The sequence below is a fragment of the Paraburkholderia sediminicola genome (assembly GCF_046026675.1).
Lineage (GTDB): Bacteria > Pseudomonadota > Gammaproteobacteria > Burkholderiales > Burkholderiaceae > Paraburkholderia > Paraburkholderia sediminicola_F.
In genome coordinates, this window is the sequence record NZ_JAQQEY010000002.1 from 56,697 (window position 1) to 68,499 (window position 11,803).

The 11,803-nt window shown below is 59.7% G+C and carries 9 protein-coding genes; all 9 read left to right on the forward strand.

Annotation, left to right across the window (positions count from 1 at the left end; genetic code table 11):
* Window positions 1-5 precede the first annotated feature (5 nt).
* The gene (locus PQQ86_RS20055; RefSeq protein ID WP_408270589.1) at window positions 6-1,496 is read left to right on the forward strand and encodes an aldehyde dehydrogenase; all 1,491 of its coding nucleotides are present in this window, start codon (window positions 6-8) and stop codon (window positions 1,494-1,496) included.
* 26 nt (window positions 1,497-1,522) lie between these two features.
* Window positions 1,523-2,488 carry a VOC family protein gene (locus PQQ86_RS20060; RefSeq protein ID WP_408270592.1) on the forward strand — a complete coding sequence of 322 codons (966 nt, stop codon included), beginning with the start codon at window positions 1,523-1,525 and terminating at the stop codon, window positions 2,486-2,488.
* Window positions 2,481-3,746 (forward strand): NAD(P)/FAD-dependent oxidoreductase, encoded by a 1,266-nt coding sequence (locus PQQ86_RS20065; RefSeq protein ID WP_408270596.1) that lies wholly within the window; start codon window positions 2,481-2,483, stop codon window positions 3,744-3,746. Before PQQ86_RS20060 ends, PQQ86_RS20065 begins: the two co-directional genes overlap by 8 nt.
* Window positions 3,747-3,771: 25 nt before the next feature.
* A complete protein-coding gene (locus tag PQQ86_RS20070; protein ID WP_408270599.1) occupies window positions 3,772-5,175 on the forward strand; it encodes an MFS transporter in 1,404 nt (467 codons plus the stop codon).
* 739 nt (window positions 5,176-5,914) lie between these two features.
* The gene (locus PQQ86_RS20075) at window positions 5,915-9,610 is read left to right on the forward strand and encodes an RHS repeat-associated core domain-containing protein (protein WP_408270602.1); all 3,696 of its coding nucleotides are present in this window, start codon (window positions 5,915-5,917) and stop codon (window positions 9,608-9,610) included.
* Window positions 9,600-10,034: a hypothetical protein gene (locus PQQ86_RS20080; RefSeq protein WP_408202949.1), complete on the forward strand. Its 435-nt coding sequence runs from the start codon at window positions 9,600-9,602 to the stop codon at window positions 10,032-10,034. The genes PQQ86_RS20075 and PQQ86_RS20080 overlap by 11 nt, the downstream gene beginning before the upstream one ends.
* 131 nt (window positions 10,035-10,165) lie before the next feature.
* A complete protein-coding gene (locus PQQ86_RS20085) occupies window positions 10,166-10,357 on the forward strand; it encodes an RHS repeat-associated core domain-containing protein (RefSeq protein ID WP_408279244.1) in 192 nt (63 codons plus the stop codon).
* A 370-nt stretch (window positions 10,358-10,727) separates the two neighbouring features.
* Entirely contained in the window at window positions 10,728-11,180 is a 453-nt protein-coding gene (locus PQQ86_RS20090) for a hypothetical protein (RefSeq protein ID WP_408270606.1), read from the forward strand.
* 129 nt (window positions 11,181-11,309) lie between these two features.
* On the forward strand, window positions 11,310-11,498 hold the full coding sequence (locus tag PQQ86_RS20095; protein WP_408270609.1) for an RHS repeat-associated core domain-containing protein: 189 nt from the start codon (window positions 11,310-11,312) through the stop codon (window positions 11,496-11,498).
* Window positions 11,499-11,803 lie beyond the last annotated feature (305 nt).

The window sequence follows — 11,803 nt, forward strand, 5'->3', positions numbered from 1 at the left end:
CCGACATGACTCACTTCGATACCAGCCTCGTGCCTACCGGCGATATTTTCATCGGCGGCGAATGGCGGCAAGGGCGTGGCAACCCGTACAAAAGCCTGTATCCGGCGGATCAGTCGGTCAACATGGAAATCTCGACAGCCAACGCCGACGACGCCCGCGAAGCCGTGGAAGCCGCGGACATCGCATGGCGCAAGGCGGATTGGTCGGGTCTCAAGCCACATCAACGCGCGCTGATTCTGTATCGCATCGCCGATCTGATCATGGCGCGCCACGAAGCGCTCGCACAATTGCAGCGTCGTGACAACGGCAAGCCGATTGGCGAAACGCGCGTACTGGTGGCGAGCGCTGCGAACACCTTCCGCTATTTCGCGGCGTGCCTCGAAACGCTCGACGAAGAAGTGACGCCCTCGCGTGGCGACTATCTGACGATGAGCATTTACGAGCCGATCGGCGTGATCGCGGCGATTACGCCGTGGAATTCGCCGATTGCTTCGGATGCGCAGAAGCTGGCTCCGGCACTAGCAGGCGGCAACGCTGTGGTACTGAAGCCGGCTGAAGTCACGCCATTGGTATCGCTTGCGTTGGCGCGTATCTGTGAAGAAGCCGGCGTGCCGAAAGGTGTTATCAGCGTGGTACCGGGTAAAGGCTCTGTGATCGGCGACGTACTGGTACGCCATCCGTTGGTGAAGAAAGTGTCGTTCACGGGGGGCACCGAAGTCGGCCGCGGCATCGCGCGCATCGCTGCGGACAAGCTGATGCCGGTCTCGCTCGAACTCGGCGGAAAATCGCCGACTATCGTGTTCGATGACGCCGATCTGGATCATGCAGTGAACGGTGTGCTGTACGGTATTTTCAGTTCGTCTGGCGAAGCGTGCATCGCAGGCTCGCGCCTGTTCGTACAGCGCTCGATTTACGACACGTTCATGAAGCGTCTTGCGGAAGGCGCACGTAAGCTGCGCGTCGGCGATCCGTCGCGTACTGAAACGCAGATGGGTCCACTGATTACCGCGGCACATCGTGAAACCGTCGAACGTTACGTCGCGTTGGGCCAGGAAGAAGGCGGCCGCCTCTTGTGCGGCGGTGAACGTCCGGTCGGCGATGGCCGCGAAGCAGGCACCTATTTCCAGCCGACGATACTCGAAGGTCTCACGAACGACGCCCGCATCTGCCAGGAGGAAATCTTCGGCCCGGTGCTGGTCGCGATGCCGTTCGACGACGAAGCATCGCTGCTAAAAGAAGCCAATAACAGTGTGTTCGGCCTCGCCGCCGGCATTTGGACGCGCGATTACAAACGTGCCTACCGGATCGCCCGTGCGCTCGAAACCGGCACCGTGTGGATCAACACCTACAAGCTGTTTTCGATCTCGACGCCGTTCAGCGGCTGGAAAGAGAGCGGCATGGGACGCGAGAAGGGCCGCCTCGGCATCCGCGAATACATGCAGCAGAAGAGTCTCTACTGGGGCTTGAACGACGCGCCGCTGGCGTGGGCGAACTAATACGCGAAATACGCAAGAGGCACGTTATGACGATTCTCGGCATTGAACAGATTATTTACGGCGTGACGGATCTCGCCACCTGTCGCCGCTTTTTCGCGGACTGGGGCTTGAAGGAGGTCGCGCACGACGAAACCCACGCACGCTTCGAAACGCTGAACGGCTGCACGATTCTCCTGGTCGATGCCAACGACCCGTCGCTGCCACCCGCATTTGAAGAAGGTCCGACGCTGCGTGAAGTGACGTGGGGTGTGGCAACGAAAGCGGAACTCGACGAACTGCGCGGCCGCTTTGCCGGTCAGCCGGGTCACTTCGAAACGGAAGACGCTGTCGGTTGTATCGATCCGAATGGCATGGCGATTCGCGTTGAAGTAACCCGCAAGCGCGCGCTCGACATTCACGGTTCGCCGTCGAACGTGTGGGGTCAGACGTTGCGCGTCGATCAGCCGTCGCCGATTTATGAGCGCGCTGAGCCGGTTGAAGTGGGCCACGTAGTGTTCTTTACGAACCAACTCGCGGCACAAGAGAAGTTTTACCAGGAACTGCTCGGCTTCGAAATGTCGGATCGTTATCCGGGCCGCGGCGCGTTCATGCGCTGCGCACCGCACGGCGGCCATCACGACATTTTTCTGCTGGCCTTGCCGGGCGGTAAGCGCGGTCTGAATCACGTCGCGTTCACCGTGCGCGATATCCACGAAGTGTTCGGCGGTGGCATGCATATCAGCCGCTGCGGTTGGGATACGCAACTCGGTCCGGGACGTCATCCGGTTTCGTCGGCGTACTTCTGGTACTTCCAGAATCCGGCCGGCGGCCTGATCGAGTACTACGCCGACGAAGACCAGCTCACGCCCGAATGGCAGCCACGCGATTTCGAACCGGGTCCGACCGTGTTCGCCGAATGGGCAATCGACGGTGGCATCGACGGCAATACACGTCGCCAGAAAAACACGAAGGCGCCGGAAGGCAAGTTCATGACGGAGCGGAAAAATGACTGACGCTGCTGCTGAAAAGGCTCAAGCTGCACACGCCGGACTCGAAGCGCCGCGCACGATCGTCGTGATCGGCGGCGGCCAGGCGGCGGGTTGGGTCGTGAAGACATTGCGCAAGGAAGGCTTCGATGGCCGCCTTGTGATGATTGCCGACGAAATCCATTTGCCGTATGAGCGCCCGCCGCTGTCGAAGGCCGTGCTCTCAGGCGACGCCGATATCGAAACCGTGCGCCTCGTGAAGCCTGGCGATTTCGACGCGCTGAATGTCGAAGCATGGCAACCGGATAGCGCGACATCGATCGATCGTGAACAGCGCATCGTGCGCACGCAGTCGGGACGTGAGGTGCAATACGACCGGCTTGTGATCGCAACCGGCGGCGCGGCGCGCCGTTTGCCGGATGCGTTGGTGAAGACCTCGCACATCGCCTATCTGCGTACGCTCGACGAAGCCGTCGCGCTCGGCGAACGGTTGCGCTCAAGCAAGCGCGTGCTGGTGATCGGCGGCGGCTGGATCGGTCTCGAAGTCGCAGCTACTGCGCGCAAGCTCGGTGTGGACGCGACGGTAGTGGAAGGTGCGCCGCGTCTGTGCGCTCGCTCGTTGCCGCCGATGGTGTCGGATTTCCTGTTGCAACTGCATCGTGCGAATGGCGTGGATGTACGTTTGAACGCATCGCTCGTGTCGATTGCGGATCATCCGAACGACGCCAACCGTATTCGCGCAACGTTCGCTAACGGCTCCACATTGGATGCCGACTTCGCGGTCGCCGGCATCGGCCTCACGCCGCATACGGCACTGGCCGAAGCAGCGGGTATCAAGGTGGAAGACGGCATTGTCGTTGACCATTTCGGCGCGACCGATGATCCGCGCATTTTCGCTTGCGGCGACGTCGCGAACCATCCGAGTGCCTGGCTCAAGCGCCGCGTGCGGCTCGAATCGTGGGCCAACGCGCAGAACCAGGCGATCTCGGCGGCAAAAGCTTTGCTCGGCAATTTCGAACCGTATGCGGACATTCCGTGGTTCTGGTCCGACCAATACGACGTCAATCTGCAAATCCTCGGCGACATTCCGGGCGATGCGCAACTCGCTGTACGCGGTGATCTGCCGGGCAAACACGCCACGCTTTTCCATCTGGAAGACGGCGCGATTCGCGGTGTCATCGCCATCAACACGCCGCGCGAACTGAAACTCTCGCGCAAATGGATGAACCAGGGCCGGACTATCGACTTGGCTACCCTTACCGACGCCTCAACGGCGCTTGCCTAACCACACCTACGGACGGCACCACGGCATGAGAACCATCGACAACACCATGGGGGACCGCAGCAGCGCCGGTGTCTCAGGCCCCGTGACCCGGGGCTCGATCATCGCGCGTCTGGAGCGCTTGCCCAAGAATGCGATGCAGGTGCGCGCGCGCATACTGATCGGCCTCGCGACGTTCTTCGACGGCTTCGACGTGATCGCAATCGCGGCCACGCTGCCGATCCTGATTGCGAAGTGGCATCTGACGCCGTGGGAAATCGGCTTCCTGATCGGCTCAGGCTCGGTTGGGCAGCTGATCGGCGCGTTCGTGTTCCCGTGGTACGCCGAACGCAAGGGCCGCGTGAAGGCGATTGCGTTGAGTTCGGGGATCATCGGCATTACGAGTATTGCGTGCGGCTTTGCGCCGACCTTCGCGGCGTTTGTCGTGTTGCGTGTGATTCAGGGACTCGGGCTGGGTGGCGAATTGCCGGTGGCCGCGACCTATATCAACGAGATCAGCCGTGCACATGGCCGTGGCCGTTTTGTGCTCTTGTATGAAATCGTTTTTCCGGTTGGCTTGCTTGCATCGAACGCGTTGGGTGCGTGGATCGTGCCGCGTTTCGGCTGGCAGGCGATGTACTTCATCGGCGGCATGCCGTTGATCCTGTTCTTCGTGCTGCGCAAACTGGTGCCGGAATCGCCGCGCTGGCTGGCCGAACGCGAACGGATGGCCGATGCCGATGCTGCTGTGAATACTTTCGAGCGTGCTGTGAAAGGCCCGCTTCCGCCGGTCGCCAATTCGGCCGAATTCGAGGCGATGGCCAATCGCCATCCGAAGCGCCGTATGGGCGATCTGTTCGGGCCGGCGTATCTGAAGCGCACGATGGCTGTGGCGATGCTGTGGATTACTTGCGGCTTCATTCAGTACGGTCTGTCGACCTGGCTGCCGACGATCTATCGCACGGTTTATCACGCGCCGCTGCAGCTGGCGTTGAATCTGGCGGTGGCGGCTTCGGTGCTGGGCGTGGTGGGTTCGCTGACTTGTGCGCTGCTGGTCGACAAGGTGGGGCGTAAGCCGATCATTAACTTTTCGTTCGTATTGTGCGCGCTCTCGTTGTTGTTGGCTGGCGTGTTCCACAATTCGTCAGTGTATGTGGTCGCGACGTGCTGCGCGTTCTCGCTCGGCTTCCTCGCTTGCGGTTTCATCACGGCTTATGTGTATACGCCGGAACTGTATCCGACCAGCATCCGTGCGATGGGCTGCGGCGTGGGCGGCGCGTGGCTGAAGGTGGCGGCGATTTTCGCACCGGCGATCGTGTCGAAGACGATGATCGGGGGCAATCTGGAAGTGGCGTTTTATATTCTCGCAGCTGTGCCGTTTATTGCGGCGATTGCTGTGCACTTTCTCGGGATTGAGACCAAGGGGAAGGTGCTGGAGCAGCTTGAGGCTTGATGTTTTTTTAGCGAGTGAAGAGTTTGGTGGGCGGTTGATGTAGTGCCGCAATGGCAGGAAGATGAAGGGCGCACTGGGTGGTGCGCCCTTTGTTTTGGGGTGACGCTTTTGTCGCTGATACCGGGATGCTGCGATACGTTTTTGATTTTCTAAGAATGTTCTAAGAGGATTCTCATAGATTCAGAGTGCCCATGAGATGCTTGGTAATTGATCGCCTTATAGCGCTGCTTACTGTCAGAAATCTATTACTCAATAAAGGAGATGTCCGCTATAAATCAGATTCGGTTTTCGATATCGTTCTGTTGCTTAGTAAAACTATAAATTGCGTGAAAAATATCGATGATCAATTTATCCAGACTCTGTCGCTCGGGCTCCGGCGCATGGAAAAGAAGTCGCCGGGCGCCAGTCGGACGCGTGGTGAGTTGTTGCGCTGTGGTTTGGCTATCAACGCTGGCGGTGTCTGCGTGTGCCGATGAAATCTCCTACGGATACGACGCATTGGGCCGTCTCATCTCGGTGACTGTCGCGGGCGCTGCGGCGTATTACGACTACGACGCCGCAGGCAACATCACGGCGATCAGAAGGCAGGGGGGGCTATCCGCGGAGGTTCCGGCGAGCGGTGCAGATTCTTCGCCCGCATCGGAAGCCGGGGCATTGTCGGCCTCACCTGCCTCGACTCAGGCCAGCATGCGCTAGGCGTATCGCGGTCGATTCCATTCCCAGTCTCTTCCCGGCCCTTATGCGATCCATAGATGTCTTCGCGGCGCGTCGCGCGCTGCTGCGCCCAGTCGCGCTGTTCTTCTTCGTGCTGCTGTCATGGTTCGTCGCGCCGCACGCGCATGCGGAATGCGCCGACGACTACGCGTCAAATGGCGCCTACCCGACAGGCCCGAACTGCAAACTTCTCGCTGCAAGCGCCACCTTCAAGTCGGGCTGGGCCTGCGGCGAGCCCCTGAACGTCGATGCCTATTGCGGTAGCGCCTCCGGTGGCACTACGGTTGAACCGCTGTCGCCAGACGAGGGCGTGATCCTTGATGGCGACGGGCTGGACGGCAACCCTGGCGATGCGAATGGCTGCTCGGCCGATGCCACGGCTGGCTGCGGTAGCAGCACCTCGGGTGGCGATCCGGTCAGGCTGTACACGGGCCAGTTCCACCTGGTCGCGCACGACCTGCATGTGGCAGACACGATCGCGCTGGATCTCGCCCGGGTGTATCGCAGCAGTGCCTACGACACCTCGGGCAGACCGATGGCCGGCGCCTTCGGTATCGGCACGACGTTTAACTACGACAGCTACCTCACGTTCAGCGCGGCAGATAGTAATGGCATGCGGCAACGAGTCGAGTTGTGCCTGCCGAGCGGCATCCGTGTGCCGTTCACGCTACGTGCCGGAAGCAGTGCGATCTGGGACGACCTGACGAGCCCGGGCGAGTATTACAAGGCCGCGATTAGTAACGGCAATGTAAGTGGCAGCGTCAGGGCGCTGACCCTGCGCGACGGACGTGTGCTGCGCTTCACAATGGTGTTGGGAATCTACCGGTTCAGCAGCGTGCAGGACCGCAACGGTAATACGGTGACGATTGCCCGCGACAGCACCACCGGCGGAGTCACCAGCATCACCGGCCCGAATGGCCGTGCGCTGACGTTCAAGTCGATTGTGGGCGCTCGCGGCACGCCGCTTGTCTCGCGTGTGACCGATCCGCTGAACCGGCAGGTCAACTATGTGTACGACAACCAGGACCGCCTCATCCAGGTGACGGATGCGGGCGGCGGCATATGGAACTACGGCTGGGACAGCAAGTCGCGACTGGTGAGCGTCACCGATCCCGAAGGCAACGTTCAGGTCACCAACACCTACGACGACAGCGACCGCGTCATTGCCCAGAAGCTTGCCGATGACAGCACTTTCGGCTTCGCGTACATAGTTGCCAACGGCAAGGTGATACAGACCGAAGTGACGGATCGGCGCGGCAGCATCCGCCGCTTGGAGTTCGATGGGAACGGGCGGGCGGTGCGCAATACATATCCGGCCGGTCAGTCGATCCAGCAGGTACAGACCTTCACGCGCGACGGCAATGGCCGCGTGACGAACCTCACTGCGGGCGATCGCCAGTACACCTATGGCTACGATACGAACGGCAACCGCTCGAGCGAAGCCGACCAGTCGGGCATGTTCGTCACGCGCACGTTCGACAGCTACAGCCAGTTGCTGACAGACGCACAGGCCGGTGACCCGCAGCGCGGCGTGAGCACCGTCTACACGTACGACCCGAAGGGCAACCTGCTGACGGTCACGGACCGGCTGGGCAACCGCACCACGCTGACAAACGATAGCCAGGGGCGCGTGCTGACGGTGACTGACGCGCTCAAGGGTGTGACGAAATTCACCTGGAGCGGTGCCGACCTGACGGGTGTCACTGATCCGCTGAACCGCACCACACAGTACACGACGGACGCAGCAGGGCGCGTGACAGCGGTGCAGGATCCGCTGGGCAATAAAACGAAGCGCATGCTCGACGCGCTGGACCGCACCAGCGACATCACCGATGCCCTGGGCGGTGTGACCCGCCTCACGTGGGACCGCAACGCTCACCTGCTAAGCCAGGCCGATCCGAACGGGGTGACGGCGCGCTACGCATATAACGCGATCGGCCGCCCGGTAAGCAAAACCGATGCACTGGGTCGCAGTGAGACCTACACGTGGAACAGCGCGGGGCAGCTGGCGACAGTGACTGACCGCAAGGGCCAGCTAAGGACGTACGGGTACGATGCGTCGGGCAATCTGCAGACAACCTATTTCATGCCGGATGGCAATCCGAACGGCAAGCCTGTACGTAAGTGGAGCTACGGCAGGGACGCGTACGGCAGGCTGCAGACGACGATTGATACCGGCTTGAACCAGTCCCCTGCAACGACCTACCGCTACTACGACAGCGTGACGGGCTACTTCAACGGGTGGTTTGAGCAGGCCAGCCAGCAGGGACGCTGGTGGCTGCGCTACGCGGCCGACAGTCGGGATCTGGCGCGCATCGAGATGAGCGATGCGACGGTGGACTACAGCCGCGACGCGGAGCATCGCGTCACGCAGATCCAGTATCAAGTGAACGGGGAGGCGCCGCGCACGTTCGGGTACGGCTATGACGCGCTGGGCCGGCGCAGTCAGGCGACGCTGGCCAACGGCATCACGGTAGCCTACACGTGGGATGCAGCCAGCCAGCTGACGGGCATCACGTACAAACGCGCCGACGGCAGCGTGCTGGGCGACCTGACGTACGGCTATGACCTGGCAGGTCGTCGCACGAATGCGGGCGGGAGTCTCGCAAAGGTGGACCTGCCGCAGACGGTGAACGACGCGCAGTACAACCGGGCAAACCAGCTCACGCGCTGGTCAGGGAAAGCCTTCACTTACGACCTGAACGGCAATCTGGCCAGCGACGGCACGAACCAGTACAGCTGGAACGCGCAGGATCTGCTGGCCGGAATTACTGGTGGCGTCGCGGCGAGTTTCAGCTACGACATCTATGGGCATCGCCGGGACCAGACGGTCAATGGTCGCCGGACGCAGTCGTTCTGGATCGGCGATGAGCTGAACTTCACGATTGCGGATAACGACTACGCACGTCGAATCCGCGTGTTCTCGCCGTATCCGGAAAGTGGACTGGACGAACTGACGTACCGGCGTATCGGGGATAACGCGAGTCAGGACCGGTACGTTCTGCGCGATGCGAACAACAGCGTGATTGCCCTGACGGACGCGAACCAGCAGAGTCGGACACAGTATCGGTTTGAGCCGTATGGTGCGACGACGCAAACCGGCGCGGCAGACCCGAACCTGCAGCAGTACACCGGGCGGGAGAATGATGGGACTGGATTGTATTACTATCGGAACCGGTATTACAGTCCGGCGACCGGACGGTTCATCAGTGAAGACCCGATCGGGTGGGCGAGTGGGCAGTCGAATGCGTATGCCTACGTCAATGGGAATCCCGTGTCGCTGCACGACCCCTACGGGTTCTGGAGCGTCAGCGGGAGTGTGTATGGAGGTTTCGGCGTACAGGTCACCGTCTACGGCGACGGCTCTGCCCCAACGGCTTCGAGCATTACTGGGGTGGGGATACGCGGCGGGCGCGGCGCAGGTATAGGGCTTAGTTTCGATCCAAACGGCGCAGTACCAAGTAGAAGTAGCGATGGTTCGTCGGTAACTATCGGTGGTTTTGCGGAGGCGGGCACTAGCTTAGGTCCTTTTAATGCAAGCGTCGGTGCCTCCAGCGGCGTGGAATTCAACCAGTCTGGTTCGTCAGGCCTTCCGGGATTCGGGGGGCGGCCTTATCGAGGGGCGGGCGGCGGTATCGCGATCGGCTTTCCAAGTGCAGGTTTTGGGGGCGCTGCTTGTGCTGCAGTTGGCATTGAGGTGACCTATAGTCGTGGCAAATAAACTCATGTTCTGGCCTGCGATCAAGGTGGTCGTGCTAACAGTAGTGTTTGTGGCAGGATTGTCCGTGCAACCTGTTGCCAATATGCCGTTTGAAAGTTGGGTATTCCTTGGCGCGCTAGCAGGTGCGATGGGCTTTTCCCTGGCTTTGTGTGCTCTCCTTTTAAACCATATTTTCTGGCCAAAAGCTAAGAAATGGAGGCTACCAGGATGGTCGAACGGTTTGTTATCACCGTGGCAACTGATTGATTTCTACTCGGCGGTTTTGCTGGTAGTGGTTGCCAGTAGTGGACTTTCTCTGTGGGCGAAGCACGGGTGGCGTGAGGCTACGTTGGCATTGTTCCCATTCGGAATGGCGTGCGGGATATGGATTGGCGTTCGACTCGGGATTGTGATTTTTAAGTCCAGAATGCCTGCACCTTCGTGATAGAAATATCCGCATAGAGTTCATACCGCTGCCGCCCTCGTAACCGGAGATGCGATGTCTGCGGACAGGCCCTACTCGGTACGTAAGTACCTTCAATCAATGCGACTACGACGTAACCACGCAACTGCAAACTGGTTTGGTCTGTCGCAGTACCGTTTGTCTACTACCGGAATCGGTACTACAGTCCGCAGACTGGCAAATTCATCAGTGAGGACCCCTTGGGATACGCCAGTGGGCAGACGAATGCGTATGCCTACGTCAACGGAAATCCCGTGTCGCTGTACGACCCCTTCGGGCTCTGGAACATCAGCGCTGGCGGCTAAGTAGTTGTCGGTGGGCAGGTCACTGTCTATGGGGATGGCTCAAATATTACGGGCGTCGGAGGGCGCGGTGGCTTCGGCGTAGGTGGGGGAGTTAGTTAAGATCCAAACGGCGCGCCTCCCAGCAGAGGTGATACGGGTTCATCCGTAACTATCGGTGGCTTTGCGGAGGCCGGCGCTAGTTGGGGGCCCTTTGCCACAAGCGTTGGGGTTTCCAATGGAGTGGAATTCAACCAGTCCGGTTCTTCAGGGCTTCCGGGATTCGGGGGAAGGCCCTATCGAGGGTCGGGAAGTGGCGTTGCGATCGGATTTCCGAGTGATGGATTTAGAGGTTCTGCCTGCGCAGCAGTTGGCATTGAGGTGACCAATACTCGTGGAAAATAAATTCATGATTTGGCCTGCGATCAAGATCGTAGTGCTGTTGGGCGCTCTGATCGCAGGACTTTTTGCGTCACCGCTTGACCATTTTCCGCTGGCGGTTAGGGCATTTATTGGACTAGTAGGAGCGGCAATGGGCGCGCTATTTTCCTTGGGGTTTCTCCTGTTGCACCATGTTGCTTGGCCCAAAAAAAGAAAATGGGAGATGCCAACATGGTCGAGTGGTTTGGTGTCGCCATGGCAATGGATACATCTTTTCTCCATGGCGATCTTGTCAATAAGCGTTGGTGAGTGGGTGGTCCTTTTTTTCAGATATGGATGGCATGAATCTACCCAATCACTAATATTTTTCGGAGTGGGGGCCGGGATGTGGGTGGGCGTTCGACTCGGGGTGTTCATTTTTAAATCAAGAATACCTGCCTCCTCATGCCCAGAAATATCTGCGTAGAGCTTGCACCGGCAGCCTGACGCTGGCATGACCGGCGATGGGCCATCTGTTCTTCGGCATGCGTCAAAAGTGGCGGTACGTACGTTCGAGTGGTGCAACTATGACGCAACTTCCCAACTGTAAACGGTAGTGAATATCGCAGTACCGTTGTATTACTATCGCAATAGGTACTACGATCCAACGACCGCAAGGTTCATCAATGAGGATCCGGTTGGCTACGCGAGTGGGCAGACGAATGCGTATGCCTCGTCAATGGGAATCTCACGTCGCTGTACGACCTCTTCGGGCTCTGAAGCATCAGCGCTGGCGGCTACGTAGTAGTCGGTGGATAGGTCACTGTCTATGGGAAAGTCGGGCATCGAAGGGCGCGGTGGCTTCGGCGTGGGCGGGCTGCTGGACAGGAACGAGAGGCGAATTGTTCAAGACCGACTGGATAGAGTGCATCGATGTTATGCAAACGGGGCAAAATGGTGAGAACGGGCTACCGTGCTGGATATTGGATCGTGGAATGGGACGACGGAACAGACGCTTGCATGGGTGACCTTACGCAACGCTGTCCGCAGTTGCTGATAGGACGGTATGTCGCCATAGCGAGCTGTGATAGCGGCCCCTACACACCAACG